21 protein-coding genes are annotated in these 21295 nt (G+C 73.5%); 12 read left to right on the top strand and 9 right to left on the bottom strand.

Annotated features, from left to right (window positions below; genetic code table 11):
- Positions 1 to 231: 231 nt before the first annotated feature.
- Both EDC50_RS14840 and EDC50_RS14835 read right to left on the bottom strand, forming a co-directional pair.
- Positions 232 to 1638, bottom strand: coding sequence for an NAD(P)(+) transhydrogenase (Re/Si-specific) subunit beta (locus EDC50_RS14840; RefSeq protein ID WP_123771280.1), 1407 nt, complete (start codon positions 1636 to 1638; stop codon positions 232 to 234).
- Positions 1635 to 1946: an NAD(P) transhydrogenase subunit alpha part 2 gene (locus tag EDC50_RS14835; protein ID WP_123771279.1), complete on the bottom strand. Its 312-nt coding sequence runs from the start codon at positions 1944 to 1946 to the stop codon at positions 1635 to 1637. The genes EDC50_RS14840 and EDC50_RS14835 overlap by 4 nt, the downstream gene beginning before the upstream one ends.
- Positions 1947 to 2195: 249 nt before the next feature.
- Between EDC50_RS14835 and EDC50_RS14830 the strand changes: the two genes are divergently transcribed.
- The 3 genes from EDC50_RS14830 to EDC50_RS14820 are packed head-to-tail and all read left to right on the top strand — an operon-like array spanning position 2196 to position 3630.
- Positions 2196 to 2786 carry an RNA polymerase sigma factor gene (locus EDC50_RS14830; protein WP_123771278.1) on the top strand — a complete coding sequence of 197 codons (591 nt, stop codon included), beginning with the start codon at positions 2196 to 2198 and terminating at the stop codon, positions 2784 to 2786.
- Positions 2783 to 3163 carry a hypothetical protein gene (locus tag EDC50_RS14825; RefSeq protein WP_123771277.1) on the top strand — a complete coding sequence of 127 codons (381 nt, stop codon included), beginning with the start codon at positions 2783 to 2785 and terminating at the stop codon, positions 3161 to 3163. Before EDC50_RS14830 ends, EDC50_RS14825 begins: the two co-directional genes overlap by 4 nt.
- Before the next feature lie 5 nt (positions 3164 to 3168).
- Positions 3169 to 3630 carry a DUF3106 domain-containing protein gene (locus EDC50_RS14820; RefSeq protein ID WP_123771276.1) on the top strand — a complete coding sequence of 154 codons (462 nt, stop codon included), beginning with the start codon at positions 3169 to 3171 and terminating at the stop codon, positions 3628 to 3630.
- Positions 3631 to 4168: 538 nt separating this feature from the next.
- On the opposite strand, the gene EDC50_RS14815 is transcribed toward EDC50_RS14820, so the two are convergent.
- Entirely contained in the window at positions 4169 to 5293 is a 1125-nt protein-coding gene (locus EDC50_RS14815; RefSeq protein ID WP_123771275.1) for an NAD(P) transhydrogenase subunit alpha, read from the bottom strand.
- Between the two features lie 238 nt (positions 5294 to 5531).
- Positions 5532 to 7793: a DUF1631 family protein gene (locus tag EDC50_RS14810; protein ID WP_158635723.1), complete on the bottom strand. Its 2262-nt coding sequence runs from the start codon at positions 7791 to 7793 to the stop codon at positions 5532 to 5534.
- A 113-nt stretch (positions 7794 to 7906) separates the two neighbouring features.
- On the opposite strand from EDC50_RS14810, the gene EDC50_RS14805 reads away from it, so the two are divergent.
- From EDC50_RS14805 to EDC50_RS14795, 3 genes are all read left to right on the top strand, one after another.
- Positions 7907 to 8530, top strand: a complete 624-nt coding sequence (locus EDC50_RS14805; RefSeq protein WP_123771273.1) for a nitroreductase family protein — start codon at positions 7907 to 7909, stop codon at positions 8528 to 8530.
- 65 nt (positions 8531 to 8595) lie between these two features.
- The gene (locus EDC50_RS14800; protein ID WP_123771272.1) at positions 8596 to 9519 is read left to right on the top strand and encodes a 5'-3' exonuclease; all 924 of its coding nucleotides are present in this window, start codon (positions 8596 to 8598) and stop codon (positions 9517 to 9519) included.
- 31 nt (positions 9520 to 9550) lie between these two features.
- Entirely contained in the window at positions 9551 to 10111 is a 561-nt protein-coding gene (locus tag EDC50_RS14795; protein ID WP_123771271.1) for an NUDIX hydrolase, read from the top strand.
- Between the two features lie 49 nt (positions 10112 to 10160).
- Here the strand turns inward: EDC50_RS14795 and pip are convergent, their stop codons facing one another.
- Both pip and prmC read right to left on the bottom strand, forming a co-directional pair.
- Positions 10161 to 11102, bottom strand: a complete 942-nt coding sequence (pip, locus tag EDC50_RS14790) for a prolyl aminopeptidase (protein WP_123771270.1) — start codon at positions 11100 to 11102, stop codon at positions 10161 to 10163.
- A 264-nt stretch (positions 11103 to 11366) separates the two neighbouring features.
- On the bottom strand, positions 11367 to 12251 hold the full coding sequence (gene prmC / locus EDC50_RS14785) for a peptide chain release factor N(5)-glutamine methyltransferase (RefSeq protein WP_123771269.1): 885 nt from the start codon (positions 12249 to 12251) through the stop codon (positions 11367 to 11369).
- Positions 12252 to 12449: 198 nt separating this feature from the next.
- Between prmC and ahpC the strand changes: the two genes are divergently transcribed.
- The 3 genes from ahpC (at position 12450) to EDC50_RS14770 (ending at position 16080) form a co-directional block, all read left to right on the top strand.
- Positions 12450 to 13013 carry an alkyl hydroperoxide reductase subunit C gene (ahpC, locus tag EDC50_RS14780; protein WP_123771268.1) on the top strand — a complete coding sequence of 188 codons (564 nt, stop codon included), beginning with the start codon at positions 12450 to 12452 and terminating at the stop codon, positions 13011 to 13013.
- Positions 13014 to 13186: 173 nt separating this feature from the next.
- Positions 13187 to 14773, top strand: a complete 1587-nt coding sequence (gene ahpF / locus EDC50_RS14775; RefSeq protein ID WP_123771267.1) for an alkyl hydroperoxide reductase subunit F — start codon at positions 13187 to 13189, stop codon at positions 14771 to 14773.
- Positions 14774 to 15129: 356 nt separating this feature from the next.
- Positions 15130 to 16080, top strand: coding sequence for a LysR substrate-binding domain-containing protein (locus EDC50_RS14770; protein WP_123771266.1), 951 nt, complete (start codon positions 15130 to 15132; stop codon positions 16078 to 16080).
- A gap of 364 nt (positions 16081 to 16444) precedes the next feature.
- Here EDC50_RS14770 and msrA read toward each other — a convergent pair whose 3' ends face one another.
- The 3 genes from msrA to EDC50_RS14755 all read right to left on the bottom strand — a co-directional run bounded on the left by msrA (position 16445) and on the right by EDC50_RS14755 (position 18189).
- Positions 16445 to 17101 carry a peptide-methionine (S)-S-oxide reductase MsrA gene (gene msrA / locus EDC50_RS14765; RefSeq protein ID WP_123771265.1) on the bottom strand — a complete coding sequence of 219 codons (657 nt, stop codon included), beginning with the start codon at positions 17099 to 17101 and terminating at the stop codon, positions 16445 to 16447.
- A gap of 114 nt (positions 17102 to 17215) precedes the next feature.
- Complete coding sequence (locus tag EDC50_RS14760) at positions 17216 to 17734, bottom strand: adenine phosphoribosyltransferase (protein WP_123771264.1); 519 nt, start codon at positions 17732 to 17734, stop codon at positions 17216 to 17218.
- Between the two features lie 188 nt (positions 17735 to 17922).
- The gene (locus EDC50_RS14755) at positions 17923 to 18189 is read right to left on the bottom strand and encodes a putative signal transducing protein (protein ID WP_123771263.1); all 267 of its coding nucleotides are present in this window, start codon (positions 18187 to 18189) and stop codon (positions 17923 to 17925) included.
- A gap of 110 nt (positions 18190 to 18299) precedes the next feature.
- Between EDC50_RS14755 and EDC50_RS14750 the strand changes: the two genes are divergently transcribed.
- From EDC50_RS14750 to EDC50_RS14740, 3 genes are all read left to right on the top strand, one after another.
- Positions 18300 to 20060 carry a glutamine--tRNA ligase/YqeY domain fusion protein gene (locus EDC50_RS14750; RefSeq protein ID WP_123771262.1) on the top strand — a complete coding sequence of 587 codons (1761 nt, stop codon included), beginning with the start codon at positions 18300 to 18302 and terminating at the stop codon, positions 20058 to 20060.
- A gap of 145 nt (positions 20061 to 20205) precedes the next feature.
- Positions 20206 to 20625, top strand: coding sequence for a hypothetical protein (locus tag EDC50_RS14745; protein WP_123771261.1), 420 nt, complete (start codon positions 20206 to 20208; stop codon positions 20623 to 20625).
- Positions 20625 to 21200 carry a nucleoside deaminase gene (locus EDC50_RS14740; RefSeq protein ID WP_123771260.1) on the top strand — a complete coding sequence of 192 codons (576 nt, stop codon included), beginning with the start codon at positions 20625 to 20627 and terminating at the stop codon, positions 21198 to 21200. The genes EDC50_RS14745 and EDC50_RS14740 overlap by 1 nt, the downstream gene beginning before the upstream one ends.
- The last annotated feature ends 95 nt before the right edge of the window (positions 21201 to 21295 follow it).

Below are 21295 nucleotides of genomic sequence, written 5' to 3'. Positions count from 1 at the left end.
CGTCACGGGATCCCGCCGCCGGGATGGCGCGCGAGCAACAGAGCCCCTCACCCCGACGCTCGCACACAGCGCGATGGCGCCCAGGCCGCCGTGCGCCGCTGACAAGCCGCTGCGCTTCGCCGCCTGCGCGGCGCCGGCGAGCACGGGCAAGCTCCGGGGCGCGCGCTTGATCGCGCCCGGCGCGACGCCGCGCAATACCGAGCGAGCCGCCGCCGACAAGCCACGGGCCCCTCAATGCCCGCCGCCGTCCAGCGCCTTCAACTCGCCGACCAGCGCGCTGGCCATCTCCGCGCCATCGCCGTACAGCATGCGCGTGTTGTCGGCGTAGAACAGCGCGTTCTCGATGCCGGCGAAGCCGGTGCCCTTGCCGCGCTTGATCACGATGGTGTTCCTCGACGCGGCCACGTCCAGGATCGGCATGCCGTAGATCGGCGAGGCCGGGTCGGTCTTCGCCACCGGGTTGACCACGTCGTTGGCGCCGATCACCAGCGACACGTCGGTGTTGGGGAACTCCGGGTTGACGTCGTCCATGTCGGCGATCAGGTCGTACGGCACGCCGGCCTCGGCCAGCAGCACGTTCATGTGCCCGGGCATGCGCCCGGCGACCGGGTGGATCGCGAACTTCACCTTGACCCCGCGCTCGATCAGCCGCTGCGCCAGTTCCCAGATCTTGTGCTGCGCCTGCGCCACCGCCATGCCGTAGCCCGGCACGATCACCACCCGCTCGGCGTAGGCCATCATCGCGGCGACGTCGCCGGCCTCGATCGGCTTCTGCGCGCCCGCGATCGCCTGCGCCTGCCCGCCGCCGCCGAAGCTGCCGAACAGCACGTTGCGGATCGGCCGGTTCATCGCCTTGGCCATCAGCTGCGTCAGCAGGGTGCCGGCCGCGCCGACCATGGTGCCGGCGATGATCAGCGCCTCGTTGCCGAGCACGTAGCCCTCGAACGCCACCGCCAGGCCGGTCAGCGCGTTGTACAGCGAGATCACCACCGGCATGTCGGCGCCGCCGATCGGCAGCGTCATCAGCACGCCCAGCGCCAGCGCGAGGACGAAGAAGGCGACGATCGCCGGCGCGCCCAGCGCGCGCACGATCCAGCCGCCCAGCGCCAGCATCGCCAGGAACACCAGCAGGTTGAACGCCTGCTGGCCCGGGAACGTGACCCGCCTGTCGAGGCGGCCGTCGAGCTTGGCCCAGGCCACCACCGAGCCGGACAGCGACACCGCGCCGATCGCCGCGCCGACCACGCCCAGCACCAGCGCCACCGGCGAGGGCGCGCGGCCCTCGGCGGAGAAGCGCAGCAGCTCCACCGCGCCGATCGCCGCCGCCGAGCCGCCGCCCATGCCGTTGTACAGCGCGACCATCTGCGGCATGTCGGTGATCGCCACCTTCTTGCCCGACACCCAGGCCAGCGCGGTGCCGATGGCGAGCGCCAGCACGATCAGGCCGAGGTTGTGCAGGCCCGGCAGCAGGAACGTGGCCGCGGTCGCGATCAGCATGCCCAGGCCGGCCCAGCGGATGCCGCTGCGCGCGGTCACCGGCGAGGCCATCCGCTGCAGGCCCAGCAGGAACAGGGTGGCGGCGACGAAGTAGCTGGCGGAGGCGGCCCAGACGAGCGCGTTCCCGGCCGTCGCGCTCATGCCTTCGGCTCCTTCCTGCTCGACTTGAACATCTCCAGCATGCGCTCGGTGACCACGTAGCCGCCGGCGGCGTTGCCGGCGCCGAGCAGCACGGCGACGAAGCCGATCGCCTTCTCCAGCGGGGTGTCGGCGTGGCCGAGCACGACCATCGCGCCGATCAGGACGATGCCGTGGATGAAGTTGGAGCCCGACATCAGCGGCGTGTGCAGGATCACCGGCACCCGCGAGATGATCACGTGGCCGGCGATCGCCGCCAGCATGAAGATGTAGAGCCCGATGAAGGCCTGCGCCACGAAGCCGTCGCCCATCCGCCACCTTCCCCATCGCGATGTCGCCGCATCATAACCGCCCCTGAACCGGGCGCCAGCACGGTCAACCGGACGCCGCCCGGGGCGTTCCCTCCGACACAGGCCCCGCCTGCCTGCGAGGAGAGAGCCCATGCACCGTGTCCCGCGCACCGCCCCGGCCGCCGCGCTGCCGCCCGCCGCAGCGGCCGCGTCCGCTCACGGCCGGTACCGGAAGCGTGGCCACTGAGCGCTTCGCCTATGCTGCGCGACATGACCCGCGACGCCGACGAAGCCGCGCTGGCCCTTCCGGCCGCCGCCGAGGCGCGCGTCGGCCCGGACGGGACGGCGCGCGCGCCGGCGTCGCTGGAGGAATTCCTGGCCGGCATCGGCCCGCGCGCGTTCCGCTTCGCCGAGCTCGGCCTGCGCCAGCGCGACGACGCGCTCGACGCGGTGCAGGACGCGATGATGAAGATGCTGGCCTACCGCGAGCGCCCGGCGGCGGAATGGACGCCGCTGTTCTGGAGCATCCTGCGCAGCCGCATCGTCGACCTGCAACGCCGGCGCGCGTTCCGCCTGCGCTGGCTGCTGCCGGCGCCGGAACGCGAGGAAAGCGCGCTCGACTGGGCCGACGACGCGCCCGATCCGGCGCGCGCGTTCGACGGCCGCGAGGCCTACGCCCGGCTGGCCGACGCGCTGGCGGCGCTGCCGCGCCGGCAGCGCGAGGCGTTCAGCCTGCGCGTGCTGGAGGACCTCGACGTCGCCACGACCGCGCGGGCGATGGGCTGCAGCGAAGGCGCGGTGAAGACGCATCTGTCGCGCGCGCGCGAAGCGCTGCAGCGGCAACTGGAGGACTGGCGATGAACGACCGACACGACCATGACGAAGGCTTCGACCGGGCGATGCGCGCGCTGCACGCGCAGGCGGTGGACGCGGTGTCGCCGGCGGTGCGCGCGCGCCTGCGCGCCGCCCGCCAGGCGGCCGCACCGGCGACGCCGGCGCCGCGGCGCGGACTGGGCTGGGTGCTGGCCAGCGGCGGCGCGGCGGTGTTCGCCCTCGCCCTGGGGTTGCAGCTGAACCGGGCGCCGGACCGCGCGCCGGCGCCGGCTGCGCCGGTCGCGAACACCGCGCCCGAGCCGGGTTACGACCCCGAGACCGCGCTCGCCACCCTCGACGAAAGCCCCGACCTGTACCTGTGGCTGGCCGCCAACGGCGATGCCGTGGCCACCGCGACGGAGTGACCCCCATGCGCCTGCCGACCCGATTCGCCGCGCCGCTGCTCCTGCTGGCGGCCTTCCCCGCGTTCGCCGCCGATCCTGCGCCGGCGTCCCTGCCCGAATGGGACCGGCTCGGCGCCGAACAGCGCGAACTGCTGATCGCGCCGATCCGCGAGCGCTGGAACGCCTCGCCCGAAGACCGCCCGCGCATGCTCGAGCACGCCCGCCGCTGGCAGCAGATGACGCCCGAGCAGCGCCAGCGCGCGCGCTTCGGGCTGCGCCGCTGGGTGCGGATGAACCCGGAACAGCGCGAGCAGACCCGCGCGCTGTTCGCCAAGATGCTGACCCTGGACGAGGCCGGCCGCCGCGCGCTCAAGGAGCAGTGGCGGACGATGACGCCGGAGCAGCGCCGCGCCTGGGTGGAGGCCAACCCGCCGCCACGCGACCTGCCGCCGCCCCCGCCGCCGCCCCCGCCGCCGCGGATCGATTGAGCCCGGGCCGCCTCGCTGGCGGCAGGCAGGGGCTTGCGCGGCAGGCCCGCCGCGCAGGGGCGATGGCCTCGGCGATGCGGCCGCGGCAGCAACGGCGCGGTGCCGGCGAGGGCCAAGCGACGGCCGCCGGCGCCCGGTCGTCGCCGTCCTTCGCGGCTCTACCCCGCGGCAAGGCGAACGCCGAGGCGCCGCGCCGCCGCCGCCATCTCACGTGGGACCTCCATCGTCGGGACGCGCCGTGCGCGGAACCGGGCGCCGCGCCGGCGCGCCGCGCTGCCGGACGCCTCACCCCCATCCCGCTCCCGCAAGCGGGAGGGCCATGCGGCGGCCGCGTGGAGGCTACGCATGCGCATCCGGGGCTCTCCCGTGAGCGGTAGGGGCGATAGGGGGCAGCCGGTGTGCCCCTTTGCCGCGCTCCGCTTTTCCCTCCCCCCGCCTGCGGGAGAAGGTGCCCGGAGGGCGGATGAGGGCCGTCGGCCTTCGGTCCTCCACGTGCTGCGCGAGCGTGCCCGGCCTCCGGGATGCGCAGGGAAACCCGTCAGGCGGCCGCCTGCGCCGGCGGCGCCGGCCACACGGTCTTGGCCAGCAGCTCGTCGTTCCAGTCGAACGCCAGGGCACCGGCCTGCGCCGCGCGCGCGTCGAGGAACAGGGCGACGAAGTTGAGCAGGTTGCGGGCGTACATCTCGCTGGCGTGCACCGCGCCCTGGCTGGGCAGGTTGAGCGGGCCGGCGACCACCACGCCGCCGTGCTCGACCGTCTCGCCGGGGCGGGTCAGCTCGCAGTTGCCGCCGGTCTCGGCGGCGAGATCCACGATCACGCTGCCCGGCCGCATCGCCGCCACCATCGCCGCGCCGACGATCTTCGGCGCCGGCCGCCCCGGCACGGCCGCGGTGCAGACGATCACGTCGACGTTCTTCAGGTGCTCGCCGAGGCGGCGCTGCTGTTCGGCGCGCTCCTCCTCGGTCAGCGGCCGCGCGTAGCCGCCCTCGCCGGCGGCGCTGACGCCGAGGTCGAGGAACCGGCCGCCCAGGGACTCGATCTGCTCGCGCGTTTCCGGGCGCACGTCGAAGCCTTCCACCTGGGCGCCCAGGCGCTTGGCGGTGGCGATCGCCTGCAGCCCGGCGACGCCGGCGCCGATCACCAGCACCTTCGACGGCCGGATCGTGCCGGCGGCGGTGGTCAGCATCGGGAAGAACCGCGGCGCCAGTTGCGCCGCGATCAGCACCGCCTTGTAGCCGGCCATGCCGGCCTGCGAGCTGAGCACGTCCATCGCCTGGGCGCGGGTGGTGCGCGGCAGCCGCTCGAGCGGGAACGCGACCAGGCGCCGCCGCGCGATCGCCTCGGCGCGCGCCGGGTCCGCCTGCGGCGCGAGCAGGCCGACCACGCAGGCGCCCTCGCGCAGGCGCAGCAGCGTCGCCGCCGGCGGCGGCTGCACGCACAGCACCAGGTCGGCGGTCTCCAGCGCCGCGCCCGCGTCCTCGACCAGTTCGGCGCCGGCCTCGGCATAGGCCGCGTCGGCGAAGCCCGCGCCGAGCCCCGCGCCGCGCTGCACGCGCACCCGCGCGCCGCGCGCGACGAACTTGCGGCAGGTTTCCGGGGTCAGCGCGACGCGGCGCTCGCCGCTCGCGGTTTCGCTCGCAACGCCAAGGGTGATGCCCGCCATGCCCGGCTCCCGAAACGGTGTCGCCGCATCCTAGCGGATGCGCGGCATCGGCGAACGGCCGGAAGCGAAGGCGTCCCGCGCCGGCAGAGGAGCGCGCGCGGCGGAAGCAGAGGCGGGCGAGGATCCGCGGCGGTCCGAAATGGACACGGCGCATGCGCCGCTGCGGATTTCCGCTGGCCGCGGCAGGCCTCCGGCGCGCGGCGCGCCCTTCCGCCGACGACAGAAGATCGGGCGCGCGTCAACGCGTGGCGGCGCGGTCGAGATGGCGGCGCACCTGCCGCATCGCCTCGTCGAACGCGGTGCGCTCGGCGCCGATCTGCAGCCGGTTCTGCGCGGCCAGCACCGCCAGTTCCTCGGCCGAGGCCACCAGCACGCGGATGCCGCGGCGGTTGACCAGCAGGAAGCGCGAGGTCAGCGGGCTGACCCAGGCGATCTTCGCCGCGACGGTCTCGCCGTCGGCGTCGGTCAGCCGCACCCAGTCGCCGACCTCGAGGCTGCGCATGCGCTCGGCCAGGATCGGGTCGTGGGCGACCGTGTCGGTCCCGCCGGCGAGCCACAGCTTGCGCTCGTGGCCGCCCTCGTCCTCGGACGCGCCCAGCGGCGGCGGCGGCGGGCGGCGGCGGCGCGGCGTGTCGGGAACGCACAGCGCGCGCACCAGCCCGGCCATGCCGTGCTCGGCGGCGCTGCCGTCCAGCCCGGAGCTGGCCAGGCACTCGACGAGGCCCGGCTGCAGCGCGAGCAGGTGCGCGGCCAGCTCGCGGCCGCGGTTCTCGGCGGCGAGGCGGTCGGCGGCCAGCAACGCGTCGCCGAGCGCCAGGGCGTCGGCGTAGCGCTGGGTATCGGCGCCTTCGCGCAGCAGGATCTGCACCAGGTGATGGCGCCAGGGCATGGCCAGGAACTCGGCCACCGCCTGGGTCAGCTCGGGCTCGGCCAGGCGCTGCTGCACCGCGGCGTCGGCCTGGGCGCGCGCGGTGTCGAGCCGCTCGCGGCCGAACGCGGCCTTGGCCGCGCGCTGCTCCTGCAGCTCGATGCGCCGGCGCTGCTGCGCGAGCAGCGCGTCGAGCTCGGCATGGGCGAGTTCGAACACCGCCAGGTCCTCGTTGTACTCCGCGACGATCCGTTGCGAGATCTCGTGCGCGCGGTCGAGCAGTTCGCGGTCCTGCGGCGTCTCCGCGTCGTTGCCCTCGCAGGCCTCGGTGATCGCATCGAGCAGGCGCCGCGCCGGATGGTCGCGGCGCACGAACACGCCTCCGCCGTCGGTCAGCGCGACCTTCACGTACGGCAGCACCAGGCGCGCGTACACGCGGCGGGCGCGGTCGCGCAGGGCGTTGTGCCGGAACAGCGAGTCGAACAGCAACGCGACCAGGTCGATCGCGTCCTCTTCCTCGGGGCTGAAGCAGGTTTCGTCCGGGTCCAGGCCGAGCCGGCGGGCGCCGTCCTGGAGATGGTCGCGGATGGTCTCGGCCAGGCGCCCGGACACCGCCAGCGCGCGCGCGAACGCGTCCGGCGGCTCGGCCTGCAGCAGCGAGGCCACGCTGACCAGCTCGTCCACGCGCAGCTCGCGGCGCGGGCCGAGGGCGCGCGGGCCGGCGCCGGCCGCGCGCGGGGCGGGCGTGCTCTCGCGCCAGGCCTGCAGCTGGCTGCGCAGTTGCGCCAGCTCCGACGCCATCGCCGCGAACTCCTCGTGCGACACCGGCGCCGGACCGGCCGCGCCGTCGGGCGCGCCGCCCGCGGCAGCCTGGCCGTGGCCGCCGGCGCCGTACGAGCCCGCGGCGCCGGTACCGTGGGATTCGGCGACATGACGGCCGTCGTAGCCCGGCTCCGGGCGCGGTTCGGGCTCCAGCGGCGCCGGCACGACCGGCGCGGCGCTGTAGCCGGCCGCGGCCAGTTGCGCGCCGACCCGGGCGTAGAAGTCGCCGAGCAGGCGCAGCAGCTCCTGCTCGTACTGGCGGAACAGGCGCGTGCGCAGCGCGTCGGGCAGCTGCACGTCGACCAGGGTGTTGGTGAACGCGGCGACCAGCCGCTCGGGCCCGATCGGATTGCTGCCCATCGGCAGGCGCAGCGCCGCGGCCAGGCCGCGCAGGCCGTTGCCGATGCCGTCGAGCGCGCGCGAGAAGCGCGCCATCAGCGCCTCGTTCAGGCGCTCGCCGGCCAGGCTGTACTCCAGTTCCTGCTCGCCGACCAGCGACAGGGTGAGTTCGCCGCCGCTGCGGATGCGCAGGGCGCGGAAGTCGTCGAAGCCCTGCGCGATCTGCTGCCGGAAGCGCATCACGTGGGTGGCCTGCTGCTGGCGCAGCATCCACAGCGCGGCCTGCTCCTCGTAGTAGTTCTGCTTGCCGTCGGCCTTCAGCGCGGCCAGCTTGAGCGCGTCCTCGACCGGGCCGTACAGCGTGCCCGGCAGGCCGCCGAGCACCTCCAGCGCCTGCCGCTTGATGTCCTCCAGCACGCGCAGCGGATCGGTACGCGTGGCATGAGAGATGCCGTGCGGGTAGCCGGACACGAGAGATTCCCCGGGGTTGCTAGGACCGAAACTGCCGCAGTTCGGCAGCCTCTTGCTACTCAATGGCAAGATACGACATCGCCGGCTCCGCCGTCTGCCGCCTTTTGTGACCGATGTCGCCAATCATCCCTGAATACCGCTCCGATTTCGATACGGCCCTGGCCGCGCTCGACGCCCGCCGCTCGGTCCCGGCCCGGCAGCTCGGCGACCCCGGTCCGGACCGGCCCACCCTGCTGCGCATGCTGCGCTCGGCGGTCCGGGTGCCCGACCACGGCAAGCGGGTGCCGTTCCGCTTCCTGAGCTTCCGCGGCGCGGCCCGCCACGCCTTCGGCGAACGCCTGGCCGCGCGCGGGCGCGAACGCCATCCCGAGGGCGGCGAAGCCGCGTTCGAAAAGGACCGCCAGCGCTTCTCGCACGCGCCGCTGGTGGTGGCGGTGATCGCCCGCCTGGGCCCGGACCCGCAGATCCCCGAGTCCGAGCGCTTCGCCACCGCCGCCTGCGTCTGCTTCGCCCTGCTGCAGGCGGCGCAGGCGCTGGGCTACGGCGCGGTCTGGCTGACCGGCTGGCCGGCCTACGACCCGGTGGTCGCGCAGTGGCTGGGGCTGGGGCCGGGGGAACAGGTCGCCGGCTTCATTCACATCGGCACGCCCAGGCTCGACGCGCCGGAGCGCGAGCGCCCGGACCCGGCGGCGCTGCTCACCGAATGGGAAGCGCCGGAAACGGGCGGCAAGGGGTGAAAGGCGGGAGAAAGCAAGCTTCCCGGCCTCCGCCCTCCCTCGCTCCTCTCCCCGGTCCCGCTTTCATGGCCACGCCCACGCCGCTTTATCTCGTCGATGCCAGCCTGTACGTGTTCCGGGCCTGGCATTCGATGCCGAACGAATTCCACGACGCCGACGGCTGGCCGACCAACGCCGTGCACGGCTTCGCCCGCTTCCTGCTCGAGCTGCTCGACCGCGCGCGGCCGCAGCACATCGCGGTCGCGTTCGACGAGGCGCTGGACTCCTGCTTCCGCAACGCCCTGTACCCGGCCTACAAGGCCAACCGCGAGCCGGCGCCGGAGGAGCTCAAGCGCCAGTTCGGCCACTGCAAGGCGCTGTGCGCGGCGCTCGGCCTCGCGACCCTGGCGCACGGCGAGTACGAGGCGGACGACCTGATCGGCAGCGCGGCCTGGGCGCTGCGCCCGCACGGCTTCCGCGCGGTGATCGTCTCCGCCGACAAGGACCTGTCGCAGTTGCTCGGCGAGCACGACGAGCAGTGGGACTTCGCCCGCGGCCAGCGCTGGGGCGCGGCCGGGGTGTTCGAGCGCCACGGCGTGCACGCGCATCAGATCGCCGACTACCTGGCGCTGACCGGCGACGCGATCGACAACATCCCCGGCGTGCCGGGCATCGGCGCCAAGACCGCGGCCGCGCTGCTGGGCCACTTCGGCACGCTGGACGCGCTGCTGGCGCGGGTCGACGAGGTCCCGTTCCTGCGCCTGCGCGGCGCCGCCGCGGCCGCGGCCCGGCTGCGCCAGCACCGGGAGCAGGCCCTGCTCAGTCGCCGCCTGGCCACCATCGCGCTGGACGCGCCGCTCGGCGACCTGTCGCTGCGCTTCGCCCGCGCCTCCGCCGATGCCGCGGCGCTGGCCGGGCTGTGCGAGGCGCTGCGCTTCGGGCCGATGACCCGGCGGCGCCTGCATCAGGCCGCCGGCCTCGACTTCGCGGCGTCACCGCTTCCGGCGTAGCATCCGGGCGGATCCCCCTTCCGGAGCACCGATGAACGACCACGCCCACGCCGACGCCGACTCGGAAATCCTCTACGAGGGCCGCTGGCTGCGCCTGCGCCGGCGCGGCACCTGGGAATACGCCGAACGGGTGCACGGCGACGGCATGGCGGTGATCGTGATCGCGGTGACCCCGGACGACAAGGTGCTGTTCGTCGAGCAGCAGCGCGTCCCGCTGGGCGCGCCGACGATCGAGATGCCGGCCGGGCTGGTCGGCGACGATCACGCGACCGACACCCTGGAGGACGCGGCGCGCCGCGAGCTGGTCGAGGAGACCGGCTGGAAGCCGGGCCGGGTCGAGGTGCTGCTGATCGGGCCCACTTCCGCCGGGATGAGCAACGAACGCATCGCCTTCGTGCGCGCCCGCGACCTGGTCAAGGTCGGCGCGGGCGGCGGCGTCGGCGGCGAACGCATCGTCGTGCACGAGGTCCCGCGGGCGCGGGCGACGGCCTGGCTGATGCAGAAGCAGCGCGAAGGCTACGAGCTCGACCTCAAGCTCTGGGGCGGGCTGTGGATGCTCGAGCACAACCCGGACGGATCGCCGGCGGCGTGACGCCCGTCCCCCGCTCCCGCACGCGGGAGAGGGGCGCCGGCGGAGCCGGTCAGGCGAAGCGGTCGGTCGCGCGCACGAGGGCGTCGACGTTCTCGGCCTCGAACGCCGAGTGGCCCGAGGCCGGGGTCACGATCAGCTCGCCTTTCGGCCAGGCCTGGTGCAGGTCCCAGGCGTTCTGCAGCGGGCAGACCACGTCGTAGCGGCCGTGCACGATCACGCCGGGGATGTCGGCGATGCGGTGGGCGTCGCGCAGCAGCTGGTCCTCGACCTCGAAGAAGCCGCCGTGGACGAAGTAATGGTTCTCGATGCGGGCGAAGGCCAGGGCGAAGCGCGGGTCCTCGTGGCTCCTAGCGAAATCCTCGTCGATGCGCAGGAAGCTGGTCGCGCCCTCCCACACGCTCCAGGCCTTGGCCGCGGCCAGGCGGGTGGCCTCGTCGTGGCTGGTCAGGCGGCGGTGGAACGCGCTGATCAGGTCGTGGCGCTCGACCGGCGGAATCGCCGCCAGGTAGTGCTCCCAGGCGTCGGGGAACAGGCGCGAGGCGCCTTCCTGGTAGAACCACTCCAGCTCCCAGCGGCGCAGCATGAAGATGCCGCGCAGGACGAGTTCGGTCACGCGCTGCGGGTGGGTCTGCGCGTAGGCCAGCGCGAGCGTCGAGCCCCATGAGCCGCCGAACACCTGCCAGCGCGCGATGCCGAGCTTCTCGCGCAGGGTCTCGATGTCGGCGACCAGGTGCCAGGTGGTGTTGTCGACCAGGTCCGCGTGCGGCGTGGAGCGGCCCGCGCCGCGCTGGTCGAACAGCACGATGCGGTACTTGGCCGGATCGTGGAAGCGCCGCATCCGCGGGCTGCAGCCCGCGCCCGGGCCGCCGTGCAGCAGCACCACCGGCTTGCCCTCCGGATTGCCGCACTGCTCGTAGTAGAGCGCGTGCCGCTCGTCGACCTGGAGCATGCCGCTGTCGAAGGGTTCGATCTCGGGGTAGAGCGTGCGCATCGGCGAGTCTCGCGGAGGGAGCGGCGATTCTAGCCCGGCGGCACGCGGGCGATCGCGCCGCTGCGGCCGTCGCGCGCCGAGCGTCCGCTCGTCCAGCGCAGCTCGAACATCGTCCCGCGACGCGCAGTGCGGTCGCCGCCGCGATCGGCGGCGCGGCCCGGCAGGGCGAAGCGAGGCGGGAATCCGGCCACGGGACCGATGGCGCCGGCGACACCGCGGTCCCGCACCGCGCTCGCGGCGGCGCCCTGCCGGCAGAGCCTGCCGCTACGCGCGACCCGGTTCGCCGCCGGCGGCGTCCGCACGCCGCCCGAGGGTGACCCGTTCGCGGTCCTCCAGGTCGCGCGCGGTCTCCACCGCTTCGAAGCCCGCCGCCCGCAGCAGCGCGCGCACCGCCGCGCCCTGCTCCCAGCCGTGCTCGAGCAGCAGCCAGCCGCCGGGATGCAGGTGCGCCGGCGCGGCGCGCGCGATCGCGCGGATCGCGTCCAATCCGTCCGTGCCGGAGGCGAGCGCCGCGCGCGGCTCGTGGCGCAGGTCGCCGCGCTGCAGGTGCGGGTCGTCCGCGGCGATGTACGGCGGGTTGCTGGCGATCAGGTGGTAGCGCTCGCCGGCCAGCGGCGCCAGCCAGTCGCCGCGGCGGAATTCGACCGCCAGCCCCAGCGCGCGGGCGTTGCGCGCGGCGACCTCCAACGCCTCCGCGCTGGCGTCGGTGGCGACCACCCGCGCCTGCGGCCGCTCCCAGGCCAGGGCCAGCGCGATCGCGCCGCTGCCGGTGCCGAGGTCGGCGACCAGCCGCGGCCGGTCCGCCGGCAACCGCGCCAGGGCCAGTTCCACCAGCCGCTCGGTTTCGGGCCGCGGGATCAGGGTGGCCGGCCCGACCTCCAGTTCGAAGCGCCAGAACCCGCGCCGTCCCAGCAGGTAGGCCACCGGCTCGCCGGCGAGGCGGCGCCGGAGCAATCCCTCGAACGCGGCCGCGCCGGCGGGGTCGGCCGCATCGCCGCCGTGCGCGTAGAGCCAGGCCGGGGAGACGCGCAAGGCGTGGGCGAGCAGCCGCTCGGCCTCGGCGCGGGCCTCCTCGCCGGGCAGGCGCGCCGCGGCCGCACGCAGCAGGGCGGCGATGGTGGGGGTCGGAGCGGCGGGCGCGGGGTTCATCGCGCCATTGTCGCCCGCGGAACGCCCGCCGGCTTGATACCGGGCCCGGCACCCGCACGTCGGTAGGCAGATGGCGGCGCCGGCGCCATCAATAGCAAAAATCTATCGCTTCAATTCCATTAATCAACTTGATGGATAGAGGCCTCCGGCCTACCCTATCCGGACTTTTCCACCTCCCTTACCCAAGAGGACGATCCGATGTCGTTGATCAACACCGAAGTCAAACCGTTCCAGGCGACCGCCTTCAAGAACGGCGAGTTCATCCAGGTCACCGAGGCCGACCTCAAGGGCAAGTGGTCGGTCGTGTTCTTCTACCCGGCGGACTTCACCTTCGTCTGCCCGACCGAGCTGGAAGACCTGGCCGACAAGTACGACGAGTTCCAGAAGCTGGGCGTGGAGATCTACTCGGTCTCGACCGACACCCACTTCTCGCACAAGGCCTGGCACGACACTTCCGAGGCGATCAAGAAGATCCGCTACCCGATGATCGGCGACCCGACCGGCACCATCACCCGCAACTTCGAGGTGATGCGCGAGGGCCAGGGCCTGGCCGACCGCGGCACCTTCGTGATCGATCCGAACGGCGTGATCCAGGTCGTCGAGATCACCGCCGAGGGCGTGGGCCGCGACGCCAGCGAGCTGCTGCGCAAGGTCAAGGCCGCCCAGTACGTCGCCTCCCACCCGGGCGAGGTCTGCCCGGCCAAGTGGAAAGAAGGCGAGAAGACCCTGAAGCCGTCGCTGGACCTGGTCGGCAAGATCTGAGCGGCCGCGCCGCTCCGCTCTGACGAGCACGCGGTCCGCGCCCGCGGACCGCACCGGAGCCCGGCGCCGCCGGGCCTCCACCCCTCACGAATGTCGCGACGTCCGGGCCGCTCCCTCTCCCTCCACCCGGGCGCTCGCGGCGTTCGTCCCCCCGATTCCAAGGAGCCGTCGCCATGTTGGACGCCGATCTCAAGACCCAGTTGAAGACCTACCTCGAAAAGATCGTGCAGCCGATCGAGCTCGTCGCCTCGCTCGACGACGGCGAGAAGTCGCGCGAGCTGGAAGGCCTGCTGCAGGACATCGCCGCGCTGTCCGACAAGATCGCCTACGCCCGCCGCGACGACGACGCGCGTCGGCCGTCGTTCGCGATCGCGCGGGTCGGCACCGACGTGGCGGTGCGCTTCGCCGGCATCCCGATGGGCCACGAGTTCACCTCGCTGGTGCTGGCGCTGCTGCAGGTCGGCGGCCACCCGGCCAAGCTCGACCCGGCGGTGGCCGACCAGATCCGCGATCTCGAGGGCGACTACCGCTTCGAGACCTTCATGTCGCTCTCCTGCCAGAGCTGCCCGGACACGGTGCAGGCGCTGAACCTGATGAGCGTGCTGAACCCGAACATCCGCCATGTCGCGATCGACGGCGCGCTGTTCCAGGACGAGGTCGAGGCGCGCCAGGTGATGGCGGTGCCGACCGTGTTCCTCAACGGCGAGCCGTTCGACCAGGGCCGGATGACGATCGAGCAGATCCTGGCCAAGCTGGACACCGGCGCCGCGCAGCGCGCCGCCGAGGCGATCAAGACCAAGGCGCCGTTCGACGTGCTGGTGGTCGGCGGCGGCCCGGCCGGCGCGGCGGCGGCGATCTACGCCGCGCGCAAGGGCATCCGCACCGGCGTCGCCGCCGAGCGCTTCGGCGGCCAGGTGCTGGACACGATGGCGATCGAGAACTTCATCTCCGTGCCCTACACCGAAGGCCCGAAGCTGGCCACCGCGCTGGAGCAGCACGTGCGCGAGTACGACGTCGACATCATGAACCTGCAGCGCGCCGAGGAGCTGATCCCGGCCGGCGCCGACGGCCTGATCGGCGTGCGCCTGGCCAGCGGCGCGACGCTGAAAGCGAAGTCGGTGGTGCTGTCGACCGGCGCGCGCTGGCGCAACATGAACGTGCCGGGCGAGCAGGAGTACCGCAACAAGGGCGTGACCTACTGCCCGCACTGCGACGGCCCGCTGTTCAAGGGCAAGCGCGTGGCGGTGATCGGCGGCGGCAACTCCGGCGTCGAGGCGGCGATCGACCTGGCCGGTATCGTCGCCCACGTGACCCTGCTGGAGTTCGACACCCAGCTGCGCGCCGACGAGGTGCTGCAGCGCAAGCTGCGCAGCCTGCCGAACGTGAGGATCATCGTGAACGCGCAGACCACCGAGGTGAGCGGCGACGGCCAGAAGGTCACCGGCCTGGTCTACAAGGACCGCGTCGGCGGCGACACGCACCGGCTCGAGCTGGAAGGCGTGTTCGTGCAGATCGGCCTGCTGCCCAACACCGACTGGCTCAAGGGCACGGTGGCGCTGTCCCCGCGCGGCGAGATCGAGGTCGACGGCCACGGCCGCACCTCGGTGCCGGGCGTGTTCGCCGCCGGCGACGCGACCACGGTGCCGTACAAGCAGATCGTGATCGCGATGGGCGAAGGCAGCAAGGCGGCGCTGAGCGCGTTCGACCACCTGATCCGCACCAGCGCGCCGGCGGAAAGCGCGACCGCCGCGGCCGCCTGACCGCAACGGCGGGCGCTCGCTGCATCGACAGCCCGCCCGCCGCATCGAGCGCGGCGCCACGCATCGAGCATGGCGTCGCGCGAGGTGCGGGCCTTAAGGCCGGCGGAGCCGCCCCTCGTCATTCGTTCGGTCCCATCCCACTGGCGCCGCCGCGCCTTTCCGAGGGGCCCAAAGGCGCAAGCGGGCGGCGCAGCGGACGCCCCTCCCGTTCCCCGGCAGGCCCTGCCCTGCGCGCCTGGCCGGGCCGCTCACGACGGCGACCGCGGATCGACCAGCCGATTGAGTAAGATCGCCACCAGCCGCATCGCGCGAGCCGCTCGCCTGGGCCGCCGCAGCCCGCATGGAGGTACGTCCGCTTGAACCTGCGCGACCTCAAATACCTGGTGGCCCTGGCCGATCACAAGCACTTCGGCCGCGCGGCCGCGGCCAGCTTCGTCAGCCAGCCGACCCTGTCGACCCAGATCAAGAAGCTCGAGGACGAGCTCGGCGTCGCGCTGGTCGAACGCGCGCCGCGGCGGGTGATGCTGACGCCGGTCGGGCGCGAGATCGCCGAGCGCGCGCGCAAGGTCATCGCCGATGTCGAGCAGATGGGCGAGATCGCCCGGCGCAGCCGCGACCCGGAGGCCGGCACGGTGCGCCTGGGCCTGTTCCCGACGCTCGGGCCGTACCTGCTGCCGCACGTGGTGCCGAACCTGCGCCGGCGCTTCCCGCGCCTGGAACTGCTGCTGGTCGAGGAGAAGACCGACCAGATCCTCGCCCGCCTGCGCGACGGACGGCTCGACGCCGGCATCCTCGCCCTGCCCATCCACGACGACCAGCTGCACGTCGAGCCGCTGTTCGACGAGCCGTTCCTGCTCGCGGTGCCGCAGCAGCATCCGCTGGCCGCGCGCGAGGCCCTGGACCTGCACGACCTCGACCACGAGCACCTGCTGCTGCTCGAGGAAGGGCATTGCCTGCGCGACCAGGCGCTGGACGTGTGCCGCATGGCCGGCGCCGACGAGCGCGACGGCTTCCGCGCCACCAGCCTGGAGACGCTGCGGCAGATGGTCGCGGCCGGCGTCGGCATCACCCTGCTGCCGGTGCTGGCGGTGCAGCCGCCGATACCGGCCTCGCCGGACGTGCGCCTGCTCGGCTTCCGCGGCGAGGCGCCGCACCGGCAGATCGGCATGCTGTGGCGGCGCAGCTCGGCGATGGGCGAATTCCTGCTCAAGCTCGCCGACGAGTTCCGCAAGCTGCCCGCGCAATTGCTGCAGCCGCCGGTGCCGGCATCGTCCGCGGCGGATGCGCCGCGCGAGAAGCGCGCGTAACGGGGACGCTTCGTACCGCCGTCCCGGGCGCGGCGAAGGGCCCGCTTGTCGTTCAGGGATTGTGCGACACGCCGTGAGTAACGCCCCGGCAGGCTCTTCGGCGGCATCCTGCCGCCGAAGGCCGCAAACCCTGCCTGCGACTGCCTGGGTGGCGTGACGGGCGCATCGAAAGCACACAGGTCCTGCGCCGCGCTCCGGACGATGGTCGTCGTGGCCGCCTGGCCGCGAACTTCGGCCGATCCCGGCGCAAGCTTCGGGAGGCCGGCGCGGCCCCGTCCCCTTGGCGGCGACGCGCTTGCCCGACGCGCGAGCGCGCGCACGTCTTCGATCCCGCGGCGAAATCCCGGCGGCGGACCGGAGCCGCCTATGCGCCGGCGGCGAGGCCGAGCGGACAGCCGACGCCGGTACCGCCGAGCCCGCAATAGCCCAGCGGGTTCTTCGACAGGTACTGCTGGTGCTCGTCCTCGGCGTAGTAGAACGGCGGCGCCGGGTGCGCGATCTCGGTGGTGATCGCGCCGTAACCGGCCGCGCGCAGCCGCTGCTGGTAGGCGTCGCGGCTGGCCAGCGCGGCCGCGTGCTGCTCCGGCGTGTGGCAGTGGATCACGGAACGGTACTGGGTGCCGACGTCGTTGCCCTGGCGCATGCCCTGGGTCGGGTCGTGGTTCTCCCAGAACGTCCGCAGCAGCGCGTCGAAGCCGATGCGCGCCGGGTCGTACACCACCAGCACCACTTCCGCATGCCCGGTGAGGCCGCTGCAGACCTCGCGGTAGGTCGGGTGGGGCGTATAGCCGCCCGCGTAGCCGACCGCGGTGGTCTCCACGCCCGGCAGCGGCCAGAACTTGCGCTCGGCGCCCCAGAAACAGCCCATCCCGAACGCGACCCGCGCCAGGCCGGGGAACTCGCCGCGCAACGGCCGGCCGTGCACGTGATGGGCGTTGCGCAGCGGCAACTCCGCGGCGCGCCCGGGCAGGGCGTCCTCGGGACGCGGCATGCGTTGTTTGTAGGCGCCGATGCCGAGCATGGCCGTCTCCTCCGCTGCAGGGTCGCGCGGCACGGCCGCCCGCGGCGGCGCGGAACGGCGCGACGGCGCTCCGCCTTCCTCACATGCGACGGGCGGCGGGCGATTTCAAGCGCATCAGTAGCGCAGCAGCGAATGCAGCGGGGTCCCGCCCGGCCAACGCGCGCGGCCCTGCAGCGCCTCCAGTTCGATCAGCACGCTGGCGCCCACCGGCGTCGCGCCGAGCCGCGCGACCAGTTCGTGCGCCGCGGCCAGGGTGCCGCCGGTGGCGAGCACGTCGTCGACCAGCAGCGCGCGCTCGCCGGGACGCAGCGCGTCGCTGCGCGCCTGCAGGCGGTCGCTGCCGTATTCGAGCTGGTAGGCCACCTCGACCACCGGCGGCGGCAGCTTGCCCGGCTTGCGCAGCGGCACGAAGCCGGCGTGCAGCTTCTGCGCCAGCGCCGCGCCGAAGATGAAGCCGCGCGACTCGATCCCGCACACCGCCTCGATGCGGGCGTCCTGCCAGGGCTCGGCCAGGGCGTCGATGCAGCGAGCGAAGCCGCCGGCGTCGGCCAGCAGCGGGGTGATGTCGCGGAAGGTCACGCCCGGCCGGGGGAAATCCGGCAGCGCGCGGATCAGGGAATCGAAGGAGCGCATCGCGGTATCGGGCGGGAGCGGAGCGGCAGGATAGCGGCACGGACCGGCCGCGCCCAGGCGGCGGCGCGCTTCCGCGGGAACGCCCGCGGCATGCATCGCGTGGTGCGGGGCTTGCGTCGTCCGCTGCCGCGCCCGCCTTCCGCCGGCGCGGCACGCGGCCTGGCCGGAGCGGATTTCGGGAGCGCCGTTCAGACCGGGAGCCAGCCCGCCCCGGACGGATCGGCGGCGGTGCCCGGCTCCGGCGGCTGGTTCAGCGCCAGCGCCGCCACCGCCGCGCTGGCCTCGGGCCAGGCCGCGTCCGGCACGCAGACCTGGACCATGCCGAACACCGGCAGCTCGCCGATGCCGCCGACCAGGGCTTCGCCCTTGAGGAACACCGGGATGCCCTCGGCCTCCAGCGCGTGGCGCACCAGATGCGCGTCGATCAGGTGGGCGGCTTCGTAGACGATCTTCATGCGGCGCTCCGGGGCGGGCCTGGAGCCAGCATACGCCGCCGCGCCGGCCGACGGCACGCGGCGCGCGCAACGGCTAAACTGCGCGTTCTCCCTCGCGCCGCGTTTTCCGCATGTCCGCCCTGCCCCATTCCCCGAATCCGTCCCCCGCTGCCGAATCCTCGGCCAAGCAGGACTTCATCCGCCAGATCGTGCGCGAGGACCTGGCCTGCGGCAAGCACGCGGCGATCAGGACCCGCTTCCCGCCGGAGCCGAACGGCTACCTGCACATCGGCCACGCCAAGGCGATCTGCCTGGACTTCGGCATTGCCGCGGAGTTCGGCGGCGCCTGCAACCTGCGCCTGGACGACACCAACCCGGCCAAGGAAGATCCCGAGTACGTGCGCGCGATCCAGGAGGACGTGCGCTGGCTCGGCTTCGACTGGCACGACCTGCGCCACGCCTCGGACTACTTCGAGGTGTTCTACCTCGCCGCCGAGAAGCTGATCCGCCAGGGCGACGCCTTCGTCTGCGACCTCACCCCCGAGCAGGTGCGCGAATACCGCGGCACCCTGACCGAACCCGGCCGCAACTCGCCCTGGCGCGACCGCAGCGTCGAGGAGAACCTCGACCTGTTCCGGCGCATGCGCGCGGGCGAGTTCCCGGACGGCGCGCGCACCCTGCGCGCCAAGATCGACATGGCCAGCGGCAACATGAACCTGCGCGACCCGGCGCTGTACCGGATCAAGAAGGTGGCGCACCAGAACACCGGCGATGCCTGGCCGATCTACCCGATGTACGACTTCGCGCATTCGCTCAGCGATGCGATCGAGGGCATCACCCATTCGCTGTGCACGCTGGAGTTCGAGGACCACCGGCCGCTGTACGACTGGTGCGTGGACAAGGTGGACCTGGCCGGGCACCCGGAGCTGCTGGCGCCGCTGCTCGCCAAGGGTTTTCCGAACGAGGCCGGCAAGCCGCGGCAGATCGAGTTCTCGCGCCTGAACTTCAACTACACGGTGCTCAGCAAGCGCAAGCTGCTGGCGCTGGTGGAGGACGGCCTGGTCGACGGCTGGGACGATCCGCGCATGCCCACGCTGCAGGGCATCCGCCGCCGCGGCTACACGCCGAGCGCGTTGCGCCTGATGGTGGACCGCGTCGGCATCAGCAAGCAGAACTCGCTGATCGACGTGTCGGTGCTGGAAGGCGCGCTGCGCGACGACCTGGACGCGCACGCGCCGCGGCGGATGGCGGTGATCGACCCGCTCCGGCTGGTCATCGTCAACCTGCCGGAGGGCCACGAGGAGACGCTGCGCTTCGCCAACCACCCCAAGGACGAGAGCCAGGGCGAGCGCGAGGTGCCGTTCTCGCGCGAACTGTGGATCGAGCGCGAGGACTTCGAGGAAGTGCCGCCGAAGGGCTTCAAGCGCCTCACCCTGGGCGGCGACGTGCGCCTGCGCGGCGCCGGCATCGTGCGCTGCGACGAGGCGGTGAAGGATGCGGACGGCCGCGTGGTCGAGCTGCGCTGCACGCTCGACCCCGACTCGCGCCCGGGCATGGAAGGCGCCAACCGCAAGGTCAAGGGCACCCTCCACTGGGTCAGCGCGCGCCACGCGGTGCCGGCGACGATCCGTCTGTACGACCGCCTGTTCTCCGTCCCCGACCCGGACGACAGCAGCGACGGCAAGAGCTATCGCGAGCACCTGAACCCCGACTCGTGCCGCGTCGTGCACGGCTATGTCGAACCGGCCGCGGCCGCGGCGGCGCCGGAGCAGTCGTTCCAGTTCGAGCGCCTGGGCTACTTCGTCGCCGACCGCTACGACCACCGCGCCGAGGCGCCGGTGTTCAACCGCAGCGTGACCCTGCGCGACACCTGGAGCGCGGGCAAGGCCTGATGCGCCCGCCCTCGCGCGCACCGCGGGCGGGGGCTTTGCGGGACGGCGGCCGGCCGACGGCGGGCGGACCGCCGCGTCGCCTTCGCCCAGCCAGGCGGGCGCGCCAACGCCGCATTCGTCCACGACGGAACCCGAGGAGTCTCCCATGCGTTCTCTCACGTTCGTCCTGACCGCCGCCGCGCTGCTCGCCCTCGCCGCCTGCGCCGCGCCTTCGCCCGAGAACGCGGCCGCGGCGCCGGCCTCCCGCCCTGCGCCCGCCGCGGCGGCCGGAGCGGCGCCCGCGCCGCCGTCCCAGCGCGGCGGCGCGCAGGCCGACGCCGCGCCGGCGGTGAAGATCGACCGCAGCTGCAAGACGGACGCCGACTGCGCGGTGAAGGACGTCGGCAACTGCTGCGGCCGCTACCCGGCCTGCGTCAACAAGGCCAGTCCCACCGATCCGGAAGGGGTGCGCGCGCAATGCCAGCGCAGCGGCATGATGTCGACCTGCGGCTTCCGCGAGATCCAGGGCTGCCAGTGCGTGCAGGGCCAATGCCAGGCACGCGGCATGGGCGTCGAGGTGCGCTGATGCTGTACGCGCAGGTCCACCTCACCCTGCCCGCCTGGGTGCACGACGCGGTCGACACCGCGCGCGCCCATCCCGGGGACGAAGCCAAGGTCGCGCTGGCGATCGAACTGTCGCGGCGCAACGTCGAGGCCGGCAGCGGCGGCCCGTTCGGCGCGGCGGTGTTCGGCCCCGACCACCGCGTGATCGCGGTCGGCGTGAACCGCGTGCTGCCGCACGCGTGCTCGGTCGCGCACGCCGAGATCATGGCCTACATGCTGGCGCAGCAGCGCACCCAGCGCGTGCGCCTGAACGAGGATGCCGAAGGCCGGCGCATCGGCCCGATCGTGCTGGCGACCTCCTCGCAGCCGTGTTGCCAGTGCTACGGTGCGACCGTGTGGGCCGGCATCGACCGGCTGCTGATCGGCGCGCGCAGCGAGGACGTGGAATCGCTGACCGAGTTCGACGAAGGCCCGCTGCCGGCGGACTGGACCGGCGAGCTCGAGCGCCGCGGCATCGCGGTCGTGCGCGACCTGCGCCGCGACGATGCGCGCGCGGTGCTGCGCGCCTACGGCAAGAGCGGCGGCGCGCGGTACTGAAAAGGCGAGGAACCCGTCGAGAGCGACGGGCAAGCAGCAAAGCCTCTCCCGTTCATCGCGCCTGCGCATTCGTTCCTCTTCATCCATCCCCGCCA

The sequence above is a fragment of the Vulcaniibacterium tengchongense genome (genome assembly GCF_003814555.1).
Taxonomy (GTDB): Bacteria; Pseudomonadota; Gammaproteobacteria; order Xanthomonadales; family Xanthomonadaceae; genus Vulcaniibacterium; species Vulcaniibacterium tengchongense.
The sequence above is the reverse complement of the archived record's forward strand: the minus strand, read 5'-3'. Positions and strand labels throughout refer to the sequence as shown.

Bases quoted from the DNA above. Each gene is read 5' to 3' on its own strand.
- EDC50_RS14840 (WP_123771280.1), bottom strand. From the start codon at position 1,638: ATGAGCGCGACGGCCGGGAACGCGCTCGTCTGGGCCGCCTCCGCCAGC.
- EDC50_RS14835 (WP_123771279.1), bottom strand. From the start codon at position 1,946: ATGGGCGACGGCTTCGTGGCGCAGGCCTTCATCGGGCTCTACATCTTC.
- EDC50_RS14830 (WP_123771278.1), top strand. From the start codon at position 2,196: ATGACCCGCGACGCCGACGAAGCCGCGCTGGCCCTTCCGGCCGCCGCC.
- EDC50_RS14825 (WP_123771277.1), top strand. From the start codon at position 2,783: ATGAACGACCGACACGACCATGACGAAGGCTTCGACCGGGCGATGCGC.
- EDC50_RS14820 (WP_123771276.1), top strand. From the start codon at position 3,169: ATGCGCCTGCCGACCCGATTCGCCGCGCCGCTGCTCCTGCTGGCGGCC.
- EDC50_RS14815 (WP_123771275.1), bottom strand. From the start codon at position 5,293: ATGGCGGGCATCACCCTTGGCGTTGCGAGCGAAACCGCGAGCGGCGAG.
- EDC50_RS14805 (WP_123771273.1), top strand. From the start codon at position 7,907: ATGTCGCCAATCATCCCTGAATACCGCTCCGATTTCGATACGGCCCTG.
- EDC50_RS14800 (WP_123771272.1), top strand. From the start codon at position 8,596: ATGGCCACGCCCACGCCGCTTTATCTCGTCGATGCCAGCCTGTACGTG.
- EDC50_RS14795 (WP_123771271.1), top strand. From the start codon at position 9,551: ATGAACGACCACGCCCACGCCGACGCCGACTCGGAAATCCTCTACGAG.
- pip (WP_123771270.1), bottom strand. From the start codon at position 11,102: ATGCGCACGCTCTACCCCGAGATCGAACCCTTCGACAGCGGCATGCTC.
- prmC (WP_123771269.1), bottom strand. From the start codon at position 12,251: ATGAACCCCGCGCCCGCCGCTCCGACCCCCACCATCGCCGCCCTGCTG.
- ahpC (WP_123771268.1), top strand. From the start codon at position 12,450: ATGTCGTTGATCAACACCGAAGTCAAACCGTTCCAGGCGACCGCCTTC.
- ahpF (WP_123771267.1), top strand. From the start codon at position 13,187: ATGTTGGACGCCGATCTCAAGACCCAGTTGAAGACCTACCTCGAAAAG.
- msrA (WP_123771265.1), bottom strand. From the start codon at position 17,101: ATGCTCGGCATCGGCGCCTACAAACAACGCATGCCGCGTCCCGAGGAC.
- EDC50_RS14760 (WP_123771264.1), bottom strand. From the start codon at position 17,734: ATGCGCTCCTTCGATTCCCTGATCCGCGCGCTGCCGGATTTCCCCCGG.
- EDC50_RS14755 (WP_123771263.1), bottom strand. From the start codon at position 18,189: ATGAAGATCGTCTACGAAGCCGCCCACCTGATCGACGCGCATCTGGTG.
- EDC50_RS14750 (WP_123771262.1), top strand. From the start codon at position 18,300: ATGTCCGCCCTGCCCCATTCCCCGAATCCGTCCCCCGCTGCCGAATCC.
- EDC50_RS14745 (WP_123771261.1), top strand. From the start codon at position 20,206: ATGCGTTCTCTCACGTTCGTCCTGACCGCCGCCGCGCTGCTCGCCCTC.
- EDC50_RS14740 (WP_123771260.1), top strand. From the start codon at position 20,625: ATGCTGTACGCGCAGGTCCACCTCACCCTGCCCGCCTGGGTGCACGAC.